Origin of the sequence: Novosphingobium sp. NBM11 (assembly GCF_015390225.1) — a bacterium.
Classification (GTDB): domain Bacteria; phylum Pseudomonadota; class Alphaproteobacteria; order Sphingomonadales; family Sphingomonadaceae; genus Novosphingobium.
Map to the genome: position 1 here is coordinate 902633 of NZ_VUOG01000001.1, position 19346 is coordinate 921978.

The window sequence follows — 19346 nt, forward strand, 5'->3', positions numbered from 1 at the left end:
GGTGCAGTTGCGCCGTTCCGGTCGAACGCCTAGGTGAGACGGGATGAGTTCGCAAACCTGCGACATCGTTATTCTTGGCGGCGGCCTTGCGGGCGGTCTGGCGGCGCTTGCTTTCGCACGCGCGCGGCCCGACCTGTCGCTGCGCCTGGTCGAACAGGGCGAAACGCTGGGCGGCCACCACGTGTGGTCGTTCTTCGGCAGCGACGTGGGCAAAGCCGGGCGCGAGCTGCTCGCGCCGCTCGTCGAGGCGGCTTGGCCGGGATACACGGTCCGCTTTCCGCAATACGATCGCCAGCTCGATACGAGCTATTACGCGATGACATCCGCCCGCCTGGACGCGGCGTTGCGCGCCGCACTGCCGGCGGAGGCGATCCTGTGCAACCGGCGCGCGCTGGCCTGCAGCGAAACGGCGGTCACGCTATCCGACGGCACGCGGCTGGAGGCCGGCGCGGTGATAGACGCGCGCGGGGCGCGGCTGGCCGGGCACCTCACCGGCGGCTGGCAGAAGTTCGTGGGCCAGCGGCTCAAACTGAAAGCCCCGCACGGCTTGGAGCGGCCCGTCATCATGGACGCCACGGTCGAGCAGATCGATGGCTACCGTTTCCTCTATTGCCTGCCCTTCGCGCCCGACGAGGTGTTCATCGAGGACACCTACTACGCCGACGGCACCTACCTGGACACGTCCGCCATCCATGCCCGGATCGAAGCCTATGCGCTGGCGCGCGGCTGGCGCGTTGAAGCGGTGCTGGACGAGGAGACCGGCGTGCTGCCGGTTGTGGCTGGCGGCGATTTCGATGGGTTCTGGCGCGCAACCGGCGGTCAGATCGCCCGCGCCGGCGGCCGCGCCGGCCTGTTCCACGCGGTCACCAGCTACTCGGTCCCCGATGCGGTGCGCTTCGCGCTGGCGCTGGCGCGGCAGGACGATCTCTCGGGCCAGGCGCTCGCGGTGTTCAGCGAGGAATGGGCAAGACGCCACTGGCAGCGTGGGCGGTTCGACCGGGCACTTTCCGCGATGCTGTTCGCCGCTGCGGAGCCACGGGACCGCTATCGCGTGCTGCAACGCTTCTACGGTCTGGACCAGCGCCTGATCGAACGGTTCTACGCCGGACGGTCGACCCCGCTCGACAAGATGCGCATTCTGGCGGGGCGCCCCCCGGTCTCGATCAGCAAGGCCATCGGCGTGCTGACCGGACTGGGCGCCAGGCCCCAGCCGCTGCATCATTCCAGCCAATCGCCATCGGGAGTGCGCAAGTGAAACGAGCCTGTGTGATCGGCGCCGGGTTCGGCGGACTGGCGCTCGCCATCCGCCTCCAGTCGGCCGGCATCCAGACCACCGTCATCGAAGCACGCGACAAGCCGGGCGGGCGCGCCTGGTACTGGGAACGCGATGGCTTCACGTTCGATGCCGGACCGACTGTCATCACCGATCCGCCGTGCCTTGAGGAGCTGTGGAACCTCAGCGGGCATCGTATGGCCGACGACGTGGACCTGATGCCGGTATCGCCGTTCTACCGGCTCAACTGGCCCGACGGCACCGTGTTTGATTATTCCAACGACGAAGCGCACCTGCGCGCCGAAATCGCCCGCATCTCGCCCGGCGACGTGGTGGGATACGAGGATTTCCTGCGCTATTCGGCCGGCGTGTTCGAGGAAGGCTACGTCAAGCTGGGCGCGGTGCCGTTCCTCGATTTCTCCAGCATGATCAAGGCCGCCCCCGCGCTGGCGCGCTATCAGGCATGGCGCTCGGTCTATTCGATGGTGTCGAGCTTCGTCGAAAGCGAAAAGCTGCGCGAGGCCTTCAGCTTCCACACCCTGCTGGTCGGCGGCAACCCGATGAACACCAGCGCGATCTATGCCCTGATCCACAAGCTGGAGAAGGATGGTGGCGTGTGGTGGGCCAGGGGCGGCACCAACCGCCTGATCGCCGGCATGGTCCGCCACTTCGAGCGCTTGGGCGGCGAAGTGCGACTGGGCGATCCAGTGGCGCGCGTCGAAACGCTGGGCAGCAGAGTCACGGGTGTCCTGACCCGCAGCGGCTGGCACGCCCCCTTCGACGCGGTCGCTTCCAACGCCGATCTGATGCACACCTACCGCGATCTTCTGTCCGACAATCCGCGCGGAAAGCAGCAGGCCCGGTCGCTGGCGCGCAAGCGGTTCTCGCCCAGCCTGTTCGTGGTGCATTTCGGCGTGGAGGGCACCTGGCCCGGCATTCCGCACCACATGATCCTGTTCGGTCCGCGCTACAAAGGGCTGCTCGACGACATTTACCAGCACGGCGTACTGCCGCAGGACTTCTCGATCTATCTGCACCATCCGACCGTGACCGATCCGTCGATGGCCCCCGAAGGCATGAGCACGTTCTATGCGCTGGTGCCCGTCGCCAACATGGGCAAGTTGCCGGTCGACTGGAACGAGATCGGCCCGGTGCTGGAAAAGCGGATTCTCGACGAAGTGGGCCGGCGCCTGATCCCGGACATCCACGATCGCATCCGGACGAAGTTCCACTACGCCCCGGCCGACTTCGCCACCGACCTTTCCGCCTATCAGGGCAGCGCATTCAGCCTGGAGCCGCTGCTGACGCAGAGCGCGTGGTTCCGCGCGCACAACCGCGACGATGCGATTCCCAATTTCTACCTGGTGGGCGCCGGCACGCATCCGGGCGCCGGCATTCCCGGCGTTGTCGGCAGCGCGAAGGCCACCGCACGCCTGATGCTGGAGGACATGAAGTGAAACGCCTTGCCGTCTATTGCGGCTCCGCCTCGCCCGCCGATTCCCGCTACGTCGAACTCGCCCGCCACGTCGGCACCACGCTGGCCCGGCGCGGTATCGGGCTGGTCTATGGCGGCGGCAGGCTGGGCCTGATGGGGGCGGTGGCAAGCGGCGCGCTGGAAGCCGGCGGCGAAGTGATCGGCGTGATCCCCGAAGCGCTGGTCAGCGCCGAGGTTTCCAATACCGACTGCACCGAGCTGCACGTCGTCGCCAACATGCATCAGCGCAAGCAGGCCTTCACCGACCTTTCGGACGGCTTCCTGACCATCCCCGGCGGTGTCGGCACGATGGACGAATTGTGGGAAGCGGTAAGCTGGGCGCAGCTTGGCTATCACACCAAGCCCGTGGGACTGCTCAACGCCTTCGGCTTCTATGACCATCTGATCGCCTTCAACCGCCACATGATCGAGGTGGGCTTCATCCGCGAAGCACATCGCGACATCATCATCGCGGAGCCCGATCTCGATCTGCTGCTGGCGCGGATGGCGGCGCACGTGCCGCACACCCCGATCTTCGCGATGAAAGCCGCCGATTTGTGACGGAAGGTCGCGAGGCCGGAACTTTTCACGACCGCGGCGTGAGAGACGCCCTCGTCGCCCACGCCCGGCAATCGATCTTGCACGGATCGAAAAGCTTCGCCGCCGCCAGCCACTTGTTCGATGCGGCCACGCGCGAACGGGTCTGGCTGCTCTATGCCTGGTGCCGACGGTGCGATGACATAGCCGACGCGCAGGACCATGGCGGCACATTGGGTACGCAAGGTACGCCGGGCGATGGCGCGGAACGCTTCGCCACGATCCGCACGCTGACCGCACGGGCTTTCGCAGGAGAGGCAACCGGCGATCCAGCCTTCGATGCGCTGGGCGTGGTCGCGCGCGAGACCGGCCTAACGCCAGCCATGGCCGAAGACGTGATCGCCGGCTTCGCGCTCGATGCCGCCGACTGGCACCCCCGCAGCGAAGCCGACCTGATGCGCTATTGCTGGCATGTCGCCGGCGCGGTTGGCGTGATGATGGCGGTGGTCATGGGCGTGGCGCCGGACGACGAGGATACGCTTGATCGCGCCTGCGACTTGGGGCTGGCCTTCCAGCTGGCCAACATCGCGCGCGATCTGGCCGAGGATGACGCCGCGGCGCGCTGTTACCTGCCCGCCGAATGGCTGGCGGAACACGATGTTCCGCCGGGCGAACAAATGAAGCCGCCCTACCGCGCGACGATGGCGCGGCTGGCCGCGCGGCTGTGCGAACGGGCGCAGGCGCACCGCTGTTCGGCGCGGATCGGCGCGGCGCGGCTCGCCCCCCGCCAGCGCTGGGCGATCCTGGCGGCGGCGGGGATCTATGGCGAGATCGCCGTGGAAGTCGCCCGGCGCGGCAAGAAGGCGTGGGACAGCCGCACGGTGGTCGGCAAGGGTCGCAAGATTGCGTGGATCGGCAAGGCGGCCGTGCAGGCGCTGCTGCCCGTGCCCCGCCCCTGCTATGCCGGCGCGGAGACGCGGCGCTTCACCCGCCGCGATCTGATCGCGATGACGCGCCCGCTGTAACATTTCCCGTAACCATTCCGCCCGCTGCTGCGAATGCCACGGGCGGACTGTTCATGGCTTGCACCCACGCGAAGCTGTGTCATGCTGCCTTCGGGCTGACAGGGGAGAGCGGGATGGAACACGCGAACGCGGACAACCGGATGCAACCGGAAGCGCCGCTGATCTACCGCACGAAACTGCCGGTGCGCATCTGGCACTGGATCAACGCGTTCAGCATCTTCGTCATGCTGATGAGCGGCATGTCGATCTTCAACGCCCACCCCCGCCTCTACTGGGGCCAGTATGGCGCGAACTTTGACCAGCCATGGCTGGTGATCGGCAACCACGGCGACCGCGGCTTCGTCAACCTGCTCGGCCTGGAACTGCCGGCCGGCGGCCTGCTGGGCGTCTCGTCCGAAGGCGCGCGGGCGTTTCCGCCGCTGCTGACGATCCCTTCGCACTACGATCTGGCCGGCGGCCGCGAATGGCACTTCTTCTTCGCCTGGGTGCTGGCGATCTCCGCAACGCTGTTCCTGCTCTACGCGCTGGTATCGCGCCACTTGCAGCGCGATCTTGCGCTGACGCGGGCGGAAATGCGCCCTTCACACTTGTGGCACGACATCAAGCAGCACGCCCGCCTGCGCTTTCCCACCGGCGAAGCGGCGCGGCGCTACAATCCCTTGCAGAAAATCGCCTATCTGGCGGTGATCCTGATCCTGATCCCCACCGTGATCCTGACCGGCCTGACCATGTCGCCCACCATGAATGCGGCATGGCCCTGGCTGCTGGACCTGTTCGGCGGGCGGCAATCGGCGCGCTCCATCCATTTCCTCTGCGCGCTGGGCTTCGCGGCCTTCATCGCGGTCCATCTGGCCATGGTGGTGCTGGCGGGGCCGATCAACGAACTGCGCTCGATGATCACGGGCTGGTACCGCCTGCCGCAGGCGAAGGGGCCGACAACCATCAGGACGGAGGACGCGGCATGACGATCATCACCCGCCGCAACGCGCTGATCGGCGGCGCCGGGTTGCTGCTTTCGGGCTGCGACCGCATCGCCGCTTCGCCCTCGGTGCGCGAAGTGCTGACGCTGGGCGAAAAAGCCACGCGCACCGCGCAGCGGATCGTCACCGATCGCAACGCGCTTGCCCGCGAATTCACCCGCGCCGATCTTTCGCCCGTGTTCCGCGAGAATGGCACGCGCAATCCCGGATCGCCGGACTATGCCGCGCACGCGGCCGAACGCTTCGCCAACTGGCGTCTGGTAGTGGACGGCATGGTCGCCCAGCCGCTTGCGATCGGCCTGGCGCAGATCCTCGCCGCGCCGCAACGAACGCAGATCACCCGGCACGATTGCGTGGAAGGGTGGAGCGCGATCGGCCAGTGGACGGGACTACCGCTGGGTCTGCTGCTGCGCCGCGCCGGGCTATCCGGCAACGCGAAGTACATCGTGTTCCACTGCGCCGATCTCTATGACGGCGCGCCCTATTACGAGAGCATCGATCTGGTCGATGCCTTTCACCCCCAGACGATCCTGGCGCACAGCCTGAACGGCCAATCGCTTTCCATCGGCCACGGCGCGCCGCTGCGCCTGCGCGTGGAACGGCAACTGGGGTACAAGCAGGCCAAGTACGTGATGCGCATCCAGGCCGTAAGCAGCCTGGCCGATATCTACGGCGGCAAGGGGGGCTACTGGGAAGACCATCACGACTACCAGTGGTACGCGGGGATTTAGGCGGCGCGGTCCAATTCGGGCGGGGCCGGAGTCGCAGCTATCTGACATCTTTCCGCAAGAACAGCATGTCCGGACACGACGCGATTGCGGACATTCGCGGACGGTGCCAACGGTGCCGAAGCAATCAGCGAGCTCAGTTAGCATGCGACCAGTCAGCTTTGATCTTGAGCCATCCGTAGATAACACCGACTTGCCCGATCCGGCCTGTTATCAATCCTTCATGCCGTTTCTGAAGGGCGTCTTCAGCCAGTGGCATTTCACACCTTTCACTCTCGAAGGGCTATCATTCGTAACCGCAGAACAATGGATGATGTTTGCGAAGGCATCGCTGTTTGGCGATCTAGCAGTCGCACAGCAAATTTTAGCCAGTCCCGATCCATCGACGCAAAAGCGATTGGGTCAGGCGGTCGCAGGTTTTGACCATAAACAATGGGATCGGTGGAAAATTGACATCGTCTATCGCGGCAACATTGCAAAGTTTGGGCAAAACGCTGGAGCGCTAAGGCAGCTCCGCAACACCGGGAATGCTATGCTGGTGGAGGCGAACCCCAGAGATTGGATCTGGGGAATTGGCCGTGGGGTGGACGATCCCGCAGGCCATGCCCCGAGCAGTTGGCGTGGGCAAAACTTGTTGGGAAGGATTTTGACGAAAGTGCGCGATGAGCTGCCGATCCCGTAACCCTCGAACGTCCGCTTCCCCCGCCCTTCTTGCCATTCTGTGCCTTATCGACGACCGCGAACAGCGGTCATCCCTCCAGCGCGGGATTGTCCGCGCGCCCTGCGGTCCCGGCCCCAAGCGGGTTCCTCAGACCTTCACGATCCCCCGCTCGATCAGGCTGCGCGCGCAATCGAGGATCGATTCCTCTACGGGCCGCGTGCGCCAGCCCAGCCGTTCGAGCGCATGGCCCGCGCTGGCATCGCGCACGTTGCCCAGTTCGCCGGTGATCTGGCGGATCATCGGATTGAACAGCGCGGAAAAGCGCACCAGCCAGTCCGGCAGCCGGCGCGTGGGCACCTTGCGCGCCTGAACCCCAAGGTTGTCCTTGAGCACGCGCGCCACGTCCACCAGCTTCAGGAACGGCCCCGCGCTGATGAAGCGTTCGCCAGCCAGGCCCGGTTCGGTCAGCGCGCGCACGTGCAGGTCCGCGCAATCGCGCACGTCGACGATGCCGAAGCCCAGGTCCGGGCAACCCGGCAAGGCCCCGGCGAGCAACTGGCGCACGACTTCGATCGAGGGCGAGAAATCGTCGCTCCACACCGGTCCCAGCACGGCGGCGGGGTTGACCGAGACGAACTCCATTGCGCCGCCGTTGGCCGCCACCCAATCGCGCGCGGCGCGTTCGGCGATGGTCTTGGACTTGACGTAGGCATAGACGTCTGGCCCGTCCACGTCGGTCCAGTCGCTTTCGGTGAAGTGATGCTGGCCCTTGCCATGGCCATAGGCGATGGCGGCGACGGACGATGTCTGCACGAAGCGGGTGACGCCCGCAGCACGCGCGAACCGCAAGGCGCGCAGCACGCCTTCGCGCGCGGGAACGATCAGGTCGTCCTCGTGCTTCGGCGCGTTGGTAGAGAACGGCGAGGCGACGTGGCACACGTGGCTGCAGCCGATCACCGCATCGGCCCAGCCCGCGTCCGCCATCAGGTCCGCCGCAAAGAAGCGCAACGTGTCGGGCGTTCCCCCCAGGCGCGGTCGCAGTTCCGCCTCACGCGAAAGGTTGCGCACGGTGGCATGGACCGTCCAGCCCTGTTCGAGAAGCTGCCGCACCACGAAGCCGGCGATATAGCCGCTCGCGCCGGTCACCAGAACCTTGCCCTTCATTGCTCTTCTCCCCGTCCGCCCGCTTTCAGAAGCGGATCATGATCCTGCGCGCCAGCGCCGGCGAGATGGAATGCACCAGTTGCAGCAGCTTGACCATGCCGACGCTGGCCTCGTCCGCGTTGCGCTCCATCGCCGTAATGATCTGGCGCGCGCATTCCTCCGGCGGCATCTTGCGGTTGGCCCGCCCCGCCGTCATCTGCGTGTCGACCACCGGCGGCAGCGCTTCCAGCACATGGATCGCGGTGTCCTTCAGCTGATAGCGCAGCGCCATGGTATAGCTGCGCAAGCCCGCCTTGGTCGCGCAATAGACCGCTCCACCGCCGTTGGGCGCGATGCCGAGGCCGGAGGTGACGTTGACGATCATCGCTTCGGGCTGCGCGCGCAGCACCGGCATCAACCGCGCGATCAGGTGGATCGGGGCGTGAAGGTTGAGGAAGATCGTGCGGTCGGTGGACGCGAGATCAGGCGCGCCATTGCGGAAATCATGGTCGGTCCCCGCCCCGGCGTTGTTGACCAGAATGGCGATCTCACGCCCGGCAAGACCCGCGAGCACCGCGTCCACGCCTTCGGGCAGGGACAGGTCGGCCTCGATCACCTCGAACCCATCGGCCCGGGCGGCGGCGATCCTGTCCGCCGTGCGCCCGGTGGTGATGACGGTAACGCCCTTGTCGCGCAACTGGCGGACCAGACGGGCGCCTATCCCGTCGGTGCCACCCGTGACCAGCGCAACCTTGCCCTGCAACCGCATGTCCTGCCTCCCCGTTCGTGCGGGAAAACTAGCATATAAGTTGCAACTTGCAACCTTTAACGCATGAGGACGAGTTCTTCCGCCATCGACGGATGAAGCGCGACGGTGGCATCGAAATCGGCCTTGGTCAGCCCCGCCTTCACCGCGATCGCCGCTGCCTGCAGAATCTCGGGCGAATCCGGGCCGATCATGTGGATACCCAGCACGCGGTCGGTCTGGGCATCGACGATCATCTTGTACAGCCCGCGTTCCGGACGATGCGCGAAGATGTTCTTCATCGGCCGGAAATCGGACGAATAGACCTTCACATTGCCATAGGCGTTGCGCGCCTGCCCCTCGGTGAGACCAACGCCCGCCAGCGGCGGTTGCGAGAATACCGCGCTGGGGATGCAGGCGTAATCGATCCTCACGTCCTTGCCACCGAACACCCGGTCGGCGAAAGCGTGTCCTTCACGGATGGCAACGGGCGTCAGTTGCACGCGATCGGTCACGTCGCCCACGGCATAGATGCTGTCGCACGTGGTCTTCGCGGTATCGTCGACCCTGATCTCGCCCCGTTCGCCCAGTTCGACGCCGGCAGTCTCCAGCCCCAGCCCGGCAACGTTCGGCCGGCGACCGGTGGCCACCAGCACGGCGTCGGCCGGAATCGGGTCCTGCGCGCCTTTCACCCACACGTGCAGGCAGCCGTCCTCCTGCTTTTCCACCTTGGTGATCGGGCAGTTGAAACGATAGGTGATGCCGCGCGCCATGGTGATCTGCAGCAGGCGATCGCGCAGCGTCTCGTCATACCCCCGCAGGATCGCGTCGCTGCGATTCACCACGGTTACCGCGCTGCCCAGCGCGTTGAAGATGCCGGCAAACTCCAGCGCGATATAGCCGGCGCCCTGGATGACGATGCGACGCGGCAGTTCGGGCAGGTGGAACACCTCGTTGGAGGTGATGCAGTGTTCGTTGCCTTCGAACTCGGGCATCAGCGGCCAGGCCCCGGTGGCGACGAGGATGTACTTCGCCGAAATGTCCCGTCCCGAAGCGAGCCGCACGCCGTGCGGCCCGGTGATCGTGGCGCGTTCGAGGAAGCGTTCGACCTTGTTGTTTTCCAGCGTGGTGGTGTAGGCGTCGTTCAGGCGATCGACATCCTTCAGCACCGCGTCGCGCAGCGTCGGCCAGTCGAAATGCATCTTCTCGACCGTCCAGCCGTAATTGGACGCATCCTGCAGTTCCTCGGCGAAGTGCGATCCGTACACGAGCAGTTTCTTGGGCACGCAGCCCCGGATCACGCAGGTGCCGCCGACCCGGTATTCCTCCGCCACAGCCACGCGTGCGCCGTGCGATGCCGCGATCCGGCTGGCGCGCACGCCGCCCGAACCCGCGCCGATGACGAAAAGATCGTAGTCGTATTCCTGCTCAGCCATGGTCTGCTCCTGTCGAGCGATGCATATGGCGGGCCGGTGACGGATTGCCAATGGCGGCGCGCAAGAGTTTCGTTTGCCAGACTAACGAAACTCTTGCGCGCCGGCCCTGCCCTATTCGCCGATGCCGGCCGCCGCCAGCAGCGCCTCGGTGGAAGGATCGAAGCCCTCCCCGCCGCCGGACTCGATCTGTTTCGCGATCGCCTTGCCCAGTTCGACGCCGAACTGGTCGAAGGGATTGATCCCCAGCAGCATCGCCGAAACGAAGGTGCGGTGTTCGTGGAACGCGATCAGCGCGCCCAGCGTTGCCGGGTTGAGATCGTCGCAGAAGATCGTGGCCGAAGGCCGGTCGCCCGGATAGGCGCGCGCGCCGTCGTCGGAAGCCTTGCCCGCCATCAGCGCCGCCCCTTGCGCGAAACAGTTCGACAGCAGGATACGGTGGTGCGCCGGATCGAGATCGTGGCCCGGTACCTTCACCGCCAGGAAGTCCACCGGGATCAGGTGCGTGCCCTGATGGAGCAGCTGGAACACCGCGTGCTGCGCATCGGTGCCCACCCCGCCCCACGTCACCGGCGCGCTGGGCCGGGCCAGCGGCTGGCCGTCGGCCGTCACCCGCTTGCCGTTCGATTCCATCTCCAGCTGCTGGAGATAATCGGGCAGCAGGCGCAGGCGTTCGTCATAGGCAAACACAGCGCGGGTCTGGCACCCGCGCGCCTGGGTGTAATAGAGATCGGCGAAGGCCGCGCGGACGACCACGTTCTTGTCCAGCGGGGCTTCGATGAAATGCCGGTCGATCGCCGCCGCGCCTTCCAGGAACTCCCCGAACGCCTGCGTGCCGAGCGCCAGCGCGACCGGGAAGCCGATTGACGACCACAGCGAATAACGCCCGCCCACCGTTTCCGAAAATGGTAGCACGCGCGTTTCGTCCACGCCCCATTCCACCGCCTTTTCCGGGGCCGCGGTCAGCGCCACCACCCGGCCATAGGGATCGTCGACCCCGCCATCGCGCAGCCATTCCAGCGCGCTGGCGGCGTTGGTCATGGTTTCGGTTGTGGTGAAGGTCTTGGAGGCGACCGCGATCAGCGTCGCCGCCGGATCGCAGGCGGCCATGGCGGCTTCCAGCGCGCAACCATCGATGTTCGAGACGACATGCACGTCGACGAGCGCGCTTTCGCGGGCCAGCGCGTCGATCGCCAGCGCCGGCCCAAGCGCGGAACCGCCGATGCCGATATGGATCAGGCTTTTGACCTCACCCAGCACGCCCGCGTGGATCGCGTCGACGAGCGCCCGCATCCGCGCGTGCAGGGCGCCGGCTTCCTCGACGCTGGCATCACTGCCCACGCCACGCTGGGCGGCATGTTCGGCGGCGCGCCCTTCGGTGTTGTTGATCCGTGCGCCGGCGAAAAGCTGCTCGCGCTTGCCCACAAGGTCCATCGTGCCGGCGATCTCGCCCAGCACCCGTTCCACGTCCGGCGAAAGATGCGTCTTCGACCAGTCGAAGCGGATCGGCCCGCCCGGCAGTTCCAGTTCAGTACTGTAGCGCGCAAGACGCTCCGAATCGCCGAACAGGTCCTTCAGGGAAGGCCGCGCCAGCGCTTCCAGAGCGTTCCAGCCCGCAAGATCCTGTTCACTCATCGCGCCGGTATCCCTTTTCTTCGCAGTTGCGAAACTCCTCATGCCCGCTCGCAGGCCTTCCGCCAAGCGTCCCGTTCATCTCCGGTACGGGTGCGCAGACGTATTCCGGCACAGTGTATTGCACACACAACACACTTGACGAAAGCGCGCCCCCTCCACATGACCGCGACGATGACCGAGACTCCCGAGACTCCAGCCGCCCCAGAGAGCGCCGCCTCCCCCGCCGGAACGCCGGGTTCAGGAAGTTTGCCCCCGATCGCAGGCAAGCCGAAAAAGGAGAAGAAGGAGGACAGCTTCGCCGTCTTCCTGATCAAGCTGGTGCTCGTGGTCGCGATTTTCCGCAGCTTCATCTTCTCGCCGTTCAACATTCCTTCGGAATCGATGCTGCCGCGGCTGGAGAACGGCGATTACCTGCTCGCGGCCAAGTGGCCCTATGGCTTTTCCAGCTATTCGCTGCCGTTCGGCGTGCCGCTGCTGCCCCACCGCATCCTGGCCGGTACGCCCAAGCGCGGCGACGTGGTGATCTTCAAGGCGCCGCCGGGCAACGACGTGGACTACATCAAGCGCGTGATCGGCCTGCCGGGCGATACCGTGCAGATGGTGGGGGGCGTGCTGCACCTCAACGGCAAGCCCGTGCCCAAGCAGCGGATCGAGGATTTCGTGATCCACGTATCGGCCAACACCAACTGCATCTCGCCCGAGTTCGAGGCGGTGGAGAAGGACGGTTCGCCAAGCTGCCACTACCCGCAGTACCGCGAGACGCTGCCCGAAGGCAAAAGCTACAACGTGCTGGACCTCGGCTATCGCCCGCAGGACGATACTCCGCCCGTGGTCATCCCCGAGAACCGGCTGTTCCTGATGGGCGACAACCGCGACAATTCCATGGACAGCCGTTTCCCGGCGGTGGAAGGCGCAGGGATCGGGCTGGTGCCGATGGACAACCTGATCGGCCGCGCGACCATCGTCATGTGGTCCACCGATGGTTCCGCCAACTGGTTCCTGCCCTGGACCTGGTTCACCGCGGCGCGCTGGAACCGGCTTGGGGGGCTGTTCTGAGCAAGCCCCAGCCCGTCCCGGCCGCACCGCTGGCCGATGATACGATTGCCTTCCTGACCGCCCTGACCGGCCATGCGCCTTTGCGCGACGACCTGTGGCGCGAGGCGCTGACGCATGGGTCGATGGGCGAGGCGCGCGATTACCAGCGGCTCGAATTCCTCGGCGATCGCGTGCTCGGCCTCGCCATCGCCGATTGGCTGCACGAAAAGAGCGATGCCGCCGAAGGCAAGCTCTCGCAGCGGCTCAACGCGCTGGTCAGCCGCGAGACCTGTGCCGACGTGGCGCGCACGCTGGGCGTGCCCGCGCACATCCGTCTGGGCAAACAGGCGCGCGACGATGGCGGCGCGGACAGCGACAACATCCTGGGCGACGTGATGGAGGCGCTGATCGGCGCGCTGTTCGTCGACCGTGGGTTCGACGTGGCCCAAGCCTTCGTCCGCCGCGCGTGGAACAAGCCGATGGCCGGCGGCGCGGGCCAGCGCAAGCACCCCAAGGCCGCGTTGCAGGAATGGGCCGCCGGCAACCGCCGTAAGCCCCCGGTCTATACGCTGGTCCGCCGCGATGGGCCGGATCACGCCGCCAGCTTCACGGTCAGCGTCGAGGTTAAGGGCGTGGGCGTGATGGAAGCGCGTGGATCGAGCAAGCAGGAAGCGGAAACCTCCGCCGCCCGCGAATTCATGAACCGGTTCGCCTGAAAGGCCCGCCGGAAAGAGTTGCCTGCGGAAAGAATACCCGCCGGGCAGCTTGCCTTCTTCCGGCAACCGGCGCTTCACGCTAAACAGGAAACAGCCCCGCTGACTTGGGGCGAATGGAGTTATTTTGACGGAAACCAACGCAAGGGAACGCTGCGGCCTCGTCGCGGTGATCGGGGCGCCCAACGCGGGCAAGTCCACGCTGGTCAACGCGCTGGTCGGCCAGAAGGTCGCCATCGTCTCGGCCAAGGCGCAGACCACGCGCGCGCGGCTGATGGGGATCGCGCTGGAGGACCTGCCCACCGATGCGGGCGGGGTGGATCGGGTGCAGATCATCCTCGCCGACACACCCGGCATCTTCGAACCGCGCCGCCGGCTGGACCGCGCGATGGTCAGCGCCGCGTGGGAAGGCGCCGTTGAAGCCGATGCGATCCTGCTGGTGGTCGACGCGCGCAAGAAGAAGCGCGACTATCTCGAACCGATCCTTGCCGCGCTGGCCGAACGCAAGGAACGGAAAATCCTGGTGCTCAACAAGGTGGATTCCACGCCCAAGGAACCGCTTCTGGTCATGGCGGAGGAACTCAGCGCACAGGGATCGTTCGACGAGGTGTTCTTCGTCTCGGCGCTCACCGCCGATGGCGTGCCCGAACTCAAGCGGCGCTTGGCCGCGCTGATGCCGGAAGGCGTGTGGCACTATCCCGAAGATCAGGTTTCGGATGCCAGCGAGCGTCTGCTGGCGACCGAGATCACGCGCGAGCAGCTCTACCGCCAGTTGCATGACGAACTGCCCTACGACAGCGCGGTGCGGCCTGAAAGCTACCAGCACAAGGCCGATGGGTCGGTGGAAATCCACCAGCAGATCGTGATCGCACGCGATAGCCAGAAATCCATCGTGCTGGGCAAGGGCGGCGCCAGGATCAAGGCGATCGGCGAGGCCGCGCGCAAGGAACTGGCGGATTTGCTGGGCGTAAAAGTCCACCTTTTCCTGCACGTGAAGGTGGAGGAAGGCTGGGCCGACAGCCGCGAAATCTACGAGGAAATCGGGCTGGACTGGGTGAAGTGACGGCCTTGCGGGCTGGTCTCCTTGCCCTTGCATCCGCCCTTGCCCTCCCGTCGGGCGCGGTGGCGCAAGGTCTGCCCGCCGGCGCACGCTATGTCGCCATTGGCGATTCGTTCGCGTCCGGCCTGCAGCTTGGCCCGCCCGACCCCGGCACGCCGCCGCGCTGTTCGCGCACGGCCGCCAGTTACGGCCATCTCGTGGCCAGCGCCTGAACCTGGTGCTGGCGGACGCGACGTGCAGTTCGGCCAGGACGGAACACGTGCTGGGCAAGTGGGACGAACTGCCGCCGCAGATCGATGCCGTCACGCCGGATACCCGGCTTGTCACCGTGACGATCGGCGCCAACGACGTGCGCTATGTCAGCGATTTCTTCGCGGGACTGTGTCGCCTTTCCCCGGAAACCCGCGCCAAGCCCGAATGCGCCGTGCCGCCCCCGCTACCCGATCAGGCCGCCTGGACCGCACTGGAAGCCAACCTGCGCCTGATTGCCGCGCAAGTACGCACCCGCGCACCGGCTGCGCGGCTGGTGTTCGTCGATTATCTGGCGCTGCTGCCCCGCCTGGTCCTGTGCGATCGCACGCCCCTGACCCCCGCCGAAGCCGCCGACCGGCGCGCGGTGGGTGACCGGCTGCGGGAGGTGATCGCGCGCGTCGCCGGGCAGGAAGGAGCGCTGCTGATCGAAGCGGCCCGCATGTCACGTTCGCACACGCCCTGTTCCGTCATTCCCTGGGCCTCTGGCTATCCGGGTTTCGGAACGGGTCCCGCCTGGCACCCGACCGCGCTCGGCCACGCCGCCATTGCCGACGAAATTGTGCGACGGCTGGCCCCGGTGCCCGGCGCGACACCTCCCCCGCCGGTGTTCATCGTAACCCCACGGTCCCCAACACGCTGACCGACACTCCGGTATTCCCGCTGGGGCCCGGCGCGAGAGCCGTTCCTCCCACCGTTCCGCCTTGCGGTTTCCGATTGTCGTTCACTGGCGATACAGGTTATGGCGCCAAATGAGGGGCGTCGGCCATTATCGCGTTCGCAAGCGCGAAGGTATCGATTTGCTCGCCCGTTACAGGTCTAGCGTGCAGCAGCAACGGAGCGAATGAATGGTCGAAAGCGTCGGTGCCGTCCGGACGACGTCGGTCCGAACCCAGGATGCACCGCCCCTGCTCTCGGCCACCCTTCCGGTCCGGGCCGCCGCCGCGTGGCGGCAGCTCCGCCTGCCGGACTGGCTGACGCTGGCGTTGAGCTACCTTACGCTGACGCTGCTGCTGCGCGCGCTGCTGATCGGCAATCCGGTGATCCACATCGACGAACAGTTCTATCTGCTCGTCGGAGACCGGATGCTGCACGGCGCGGTGCCCTATGTGGACATCTGGGACCGCAAGCCAATCGGCCTGTTCCTGCTGTTCGAACTCTTCCACCTGTTCCCCGGCGACGGCGTCGTCACCTACCAGCTCGCGGGCGTGCTCAGCACGGTGGCGACGGCGATGGTGATCGAGCGGCTTTCGCGCGAGATCGCGCCGCGGGCGGGCGCGTGGCAGGCCGGGTTCGCCTACATCCTGTTCATGCCAGTGTTCAACTGCGTGCTGGGGCAGGCGCCGGTGTTCTTCAACCTGCCCGTGGCGCTTGCCGCCTGGGCCGTGGTCGATACGCTCAAGCGCCTTGAAGACCCGCAGCTGCTCTGGCGCGGCGCCGGCATCATGGCGCTGGTCGGCATCGCCATGCAGATCAAGTACACGGTGGTGTTCGAAGGCGTGGCCTTCGGCGCGCTACTGCTCGGCCGCGCCTATGCCGATGTCTGGTCGTGGAAGAAGCTGGGCGCCGCCGCCGTGCTCTGGATAGGTGCCGCTCTGGCGCCGACGGCGCTCGCGCTCGGCATCTATGGCGCGATGGGCCATGCCGGCGCCTTCATGCAGGCCAATTTCTTCTCGATCATGTCGCGCCAGTCCGATGGCGAAGCCTGGTGGCGGCTGACCAAGGAAATGCTCACCCTCGCCCCGTTCTGGCTCGCGATCTTCCACGCCCCGCGCCATCTGGCGATGACCGGCGGTTCCTATCCCCGCGCGCGGCATGTGCTGCGGGCCTGGGGCGTGGCGGCGTTCGCCGGATTCCTGGCGTTCGGCACCTGGTACGATCACTACGTCGGGCCTCTGCTGGCCCCCCTGTGCATTCTGGCCGCACCCGCGCTGGGGCGGCAGATCCGCAGCGAGAAGTGGTATGCGCGGTTCATGCTGGGGCTGGGCGCGATCGGCGGCGTGGTCGTCCCCGCCTACCAGTTCTATCACCATGGCACGCTTGGCGATGTGGAACACGCAACCAGCCTGATCCGGGCTGAGCTGGGCGACGGCTGCTTCTACATGAACGAAGGCGATCCGGTGCTCTACCAGACCACCAACGCCTGCCTTGCCACGAGCTATATCTTCCCCACGCACCTTGCCGGAGCGGTGGAAAGCCGTTCGCTGGGCATCGATGTGGAAGACGAGATGCGGCGGATCATGGCACGGCGCCCCAGCGTGGTGATGGTTGGCGTCAAGCCGCTGTCACGGCCAGCCAACCAGTCTTCGCGCGCGCTGCTGATGCGGCTGCTGGACCGCGACTACGAAACCTACGCCACGGTCGCGATCGGCACCCGCAACTTCCGCCTGTACCGCCTCAAGCCCGTTCAGCCCGAAATCGCCCCGCGCCCCGCCGCCGATCGCTGACGTCCGCGCGTTTTACGACGCCCCCTCACCATAGCATCGGCCCTTCCCGACCATGCCCGCGCGACGCGATATCCCCGAAACAACCGGCCGCAAGGCCCCGCCGGCCTGGCGCGCGTTGGCGCCCATACTCGGGGTGGCGCTGGTGTTCCGGCTGGCGATGGCGAGCCAGACCATTGTCCACCAGCCGGATGAAATCTGGCAGTATCTGGAGCCGGCCTGGGGCCGCCTGACCGGCCACTGGATCGTGGCATGGGAATTCCACGAAGGCATTCGCGGCTGGCTGGTACCGATGCTCCTCACCCCGTCGCTCGCGCTCGGTCACGCGATCGCGCCGGACACGATGCTGCATCTGTGGCTGACGCGGGGCCTGCTGGGCCTGCTGTCGCTGGGCGTGGTCGCCAGTTTCTTTGCCATGGGCGAACGGATCAGCCGGCAACACGCGATCGTCGCCGGATGGGTCGGCGCGATATGGGTGGAAATCTTCTACTTCGCGGCACGGCCTTCGGGCGACGGCATTGCGCTGACGCTGACCGTGCCCGCGCTCTGGCTGGCGATGCGGCTGCGTGAGCGCCCGTCGATGAGGCTTGCCGGGATGCTGGGTTTGCTCCTTGGCCTCGCCTTCATCGTTCGCTTCCAGTACGCGCCCGCGCTGGCGCTGATCGGTCTGCTCGCGGTCAGCGGCGATCCGCGCCGCACGCTTCTGCCGCTCGCCGGTGGCAGCCTCGTCGCGATCGCCCTTGGCGCGCTCGCCGACATGGCGGCCGGCGCGCCGCCGTTGCTGTGGCTGTGGCGCAATTTCGCGATCAACCTGGGCGAAAACCGCAGCGCCTCGTTCGGCACCCAGCCGCCGTGGTGGTTCGTGACGCAGATCGGCGCGACCTGGCATATCACCATGCTCGTCCTGCTGCCGTCGCTCGTAGCCGGGGCGCGCCGCTTTCCGTTCGTGGCGCTCATCGCGCTAGTCGTGATCGCCAGCCACTCGCTGATTCCCCACAAGGAATACCGGTTTGTCATCCTCGCCATCGCGCTGGCCGTGTTTCTGGCGGCGATCGGGTCGGTCGACCTCGGGAAGATGCTGGCGGGGCGTTGGCGGGCAGCGGAGCGCATCAACGCCACCATCGCGCTCTGCGTGCTGTGGTTCCTGCTCTCCGCCGTCGTCGGCGCGACCAAGCCGTTCAGCGCCTATTGGGGCAACGGGCGCGCGGCCAACACCATGCTGGCCAAGGGCGGCCGCACTCCCGGCATCTGCGGCCTGGCGCTATTCCAGGAGCCGGACCTGCCGATGGCCAACTATACTTACCTAAACCGCTCCGTTCCCGTCATGCTGCTGGAAGGCCGCCGATCGGCGGCATCGGCGCAGGCTATGGCTCCGGCTTTCAACGTCATCATCGCGCCACGCCTGTCCGCGCCCGAATTGCCCGCGTCCTATCGACAGGTGGAGTGCCTGCAACCGCACAAGGCGCCCGAAAAGCAGAAGTTCTGTCTGTTCATGCGGCCGGGCGCCTGCACCATGCCCCCCGGCGACTTCGACTACAACACCGTGCTGCGAAGGTTGGGACATTGACGGGCCGGTTCCTCCCGCCCTTGGCGATGGCCTGCATCGCGTTGACGTCCTGCGCACCTGAGCACGGCGGAGACACCAGCGCGGGCAGCAAAGCCCGAGCTGACCGGGCCTTTGCCGCCTGCCCCACCGCTGGCCTTTCGGAAGCCATGCTGGTGCAAGGCCGGCCGATAGAGGAAACACCGGCCGGAACCTGCGTGGTCAAGGCAGCCGACGCCGGCAGCACTCAGGCAGCGCTTTTCCTCGGCGATTTCTACCGCGCCGCCACCACGCATCCCAACCGCGCGTGGGACCGCATCGATACGTTCGGCCGCGAAACGCACTGGTATCGCGAAGCGGCCAGGCGCGGGTCCGAACGCGGCCAGTATCTCGTAGCGAGCGAAGGCGATCGGCATCCGTACATGCCGCTGCACGACAATCTGCTCGACTGGTACATCCAGGCCGCGCGGCAGGGGAACGATCAGGCCGCACTGGCCATCGCCCGGGCCTACAAGCTGGGACGCATCAAGCCCGCCGAGTTGCACGATTTCCGCACCTGGCTGGCGCGGAACGCCCGCCCCGGCACCGTCCAGGCGAACGTGGCGGCCACGCTGGAGGAGGACCACGCGCCGATCATCAATTGACCGGCGCGCCAGGACCCGCCCCGC

19 protein-coding genes are annotated in these 19346 nt (G+C 66.6%); 15 read left to right on the forward strand and 4 right to left on the reverse strand.

What is annotated here, in order from left to right; all coding sequences use genetic code 11:
• Positions 1 to 43 precede the first annotated feature (43 nt).
• The 7 genes from crtY to F1640_RS04370 all read left to right on the forward strand — a co-directional run bounded on the left by crtY (position 44) and on the right by F1640_RS04370 (position 6699).
• Entirely contained in the window at positions 44 to 1255 is a 1212-nt protein-coding gene (gene crtY, locus F1640_RS04340) for a lycopene beta-cyclase CrtY (protein ID WP_194917918.1), read from the forward strand.
• Entirely contained in the window at positions 1252 to 2730 is a 1479-nt protein-coding gene (locus tag F1640_RS04345; RefSeq protein ID WP_194917919.1) for a phytoene desaturase, read from the forward strand. The genes crtY and F1640_RS04345 overlap by 4 nt, the downstream gene beginning before the upstream one ends.
• Entirely contained in the window at positions 2727 to 3308 is a 582-nt protein-coding gene (locus F1640_RS04350) for a TIGR00730 family Rossman fold protein (RefSeq protein WP_125956323.1), read from the forward strand. The genes F1640_RS04345 and F1640_RS04350 overlap by 4 nt, the downstream gene beginning before the upstream one ends.
• A gap of 38 nt (positions 3309 to 3346) precedes the next feature.
• Complete coding sequence (locus tag F1640_RS04355; RefSeq protein ID WP_194917921.1) at positions 3347 to 4309, forward strand: phytoene/squalene synthase family protein; 963 nt, start codon at positions 3347 to 3349, stop codon at positions 4307 to 4309.
• 113 nt (positions 4310 to 4422) lie between these two features.
• Positions 4423 to 5274 (forward strand): cytochrome b/b6 domain-containing protein, encoded by an 852-nt coding sequence (locus tag F1640_RS04360; protein WP_194917923.1) that lies wholly within the window; start codon positions 4423 to 4425, stop codon positions 5272 to 5274.
• Positions 5271 to 6020: a molybdopterin-dependent oxidoreductase gene (locus tag F1640_RS04365; RefSeq protein WP_194917925.1), complete on the forward strand. Its 750-nt coding sequence runs from the start codon at positions 5271 to 5273 to the stop codon at positions 6018 to 6020. The genes F1640_RS04360 and F1640_RS04365 overlap by 4 nt, the downstream gene beginning before the upstream one ends.
• A gap of 142 nt (positions 6021 to 6162) precedes the next feature.
• On the forward strand, positions 6163 to 6699 hold the full coding sequence (locus F1640_RS04370) for an NADAR family protein (RefSeq protein WP_125956331.1): 537 nt from the start codon (positions 6163 to 6165) through the stop codon (positions 6697 to 6699).
• Positions 6700 to 6825: 126 nt separating this feature from the next.
• Here F1640_RS04370 and F1640_RS04375 read toward each other — a convergent pair whose 3' ends face one another.
• The 4 genes from F1640_RS04375 to pgi form a co-directional block, all read right to left on the reverse strand.
• Positions 6826 to 7842, reverse strand: a complete 1017-nt coding sequence (locus F1640_RS04375) for an aldehyde reductase (RefSeq protein ID WP_194917926.1) — start codon at positions 7840 to 7842, stop codon at positions 6826 to 6828.
• Positions 7843 to 7867: 25 nt separating this feature from the next.
• Entirely contained in the window at positions 7868 to 8590 is a 723-nt protein-coding gene (locus F1640_RS04380; protein ID WP_194917927.1) for an SDR family oxidoreductase, read from the reverse strand.
• A 56-nt stretch (positions 8591 to 8646) separates the two neighbouring features.
• Complete coding sequence (gene gorA, locus F1640_RS04385) at positions 8647 to 10002, reverse strand: glutathione-disulfide reductase (protein ID WP_194917928.1); 1356 nt, start codon at positions 10000 to 10002, stop codon at positions 8647 to 8649.
• Between the two features lie 111 nt (positions 10003 to 10113).
• Positions 10114 to 11634, reverse strand: coding sequence for a glucose-6-phosphate isomerase (pgi, locus tag F1640_RS04390; protein WP_194917929.1), 1521 nt, complete (start codon positions 11632 to 11634; stop codon positions 10114 to 10116).
• Between the two features lie 159 nt (positions 11635 to 11793).
• Here pgi and lepB point away from each other — a divergent pair, with 159 nt between their 5' ends.
• The 8 genes from lepB (at position 11794) to F1640_RS04430 (ending at position 19322) form a co-directional block, all read left to right on the forward strand.
• Positions 11794 to 12690, forward strand: coding sequence for a signal peptidase I (gene lepB, locus F1640_RS04395; RefSeq protein ID WP_190287211.1), 897 nt, complete (start codon positions 11794 to 11796; stop codon positions 12688 to 12690).
• Positions 12663 to 13385 (forward strand): ribonuclease III, encoded by a 723-nt coding sequence (gene rnc, locus F1640_RS04400; protein ID WP_375336198.1) that lies wholly within the window; start codon positions 12663 to 12665, stop codon positions 13383 to 13385. The genes lepB and rnc overlap by 28 nt, the downstream gene beginning before the upstream one ends.
• Before the next feature lie 124 nt (positions 13386 to 13509).
• Positions 13510 to 14445 carry a GTPase Era gene (gene era / locus F1640_RS04405; protein WP_124809162.1) on the forward strand — a complete coding sequence of 312 codons (936 nt, stop codon included), beginning with the start codon at positions 13510 to 13512 and terminating at the stop codon, positions 14443 to 14445.
• Positions 14442 to 14654, forward strand: coding sequence for a hypothetical protein (locus F1640_RS04410; RefSeq protein ID WP_194917931.1), 213 nt, complete (start codon positions 14442 to 14444; stop codon positions 14652 to 14654). The genes era and F1640_RS04410 overlap by 4 nt, the downstream gene beginning before the upstream one ends.
• 47 nt (positions 14655 to 14701) lie before the next feature.
• Complete coding sequence (locus tag F1640_RS04415; RefSeq protein ID WP_309229192.1) at positions 14702 to 15334, forward strand: GDSL-type esterase/lipase family protein; 633 nt, start codon at positions 14702 to 14704, stop codon at positions 15332 to 15334.
• Positions 15335 to 15539: 205 nt separating this feature from the next.
• The gene (locus F1640_RS04420; RefSeq protein ID WP_194917933.1) at positions 15540 to 17138 is read left to right on the forward strand and encodes a glycosyltransferase family 39 protein; all 1599 of its coding nucleotides are present in this window, start codon (positions 15540 to 15542) and stop codon (positions 17136 to 17138) included.
• A 52-nt stretch (positions 17139 to 17190) separates the two neighbouring features.
• Positions 17191 to 18702, forward strand: a complete 1512-nt coding sequence (locus F1640_RS04425) for a mannosyltransferase (RefSeq protein WP_194917935.1) — start codon at positions 17191 to 17193, stop codon at positions 18700 to 18702.
• The gene (locus F1640_RS04430; RefSeq protein WP_194917937.1) at positions 18699 to 19322 is read left to right on the forward strand and encodes a sel1 repeat family protein; all 624 of its coding nucleotides are present in this window, start codon (positions 18699 to 18701) and stop codon (positions 19320 to 19322) included. The genes F1640_RS04425 and F1640_RS04430 overlap by 4 nt, the downstream gene beginning before the upstream one ends.
• Positions 19323 to 19346: the final 24 nt, after the last annotated feature.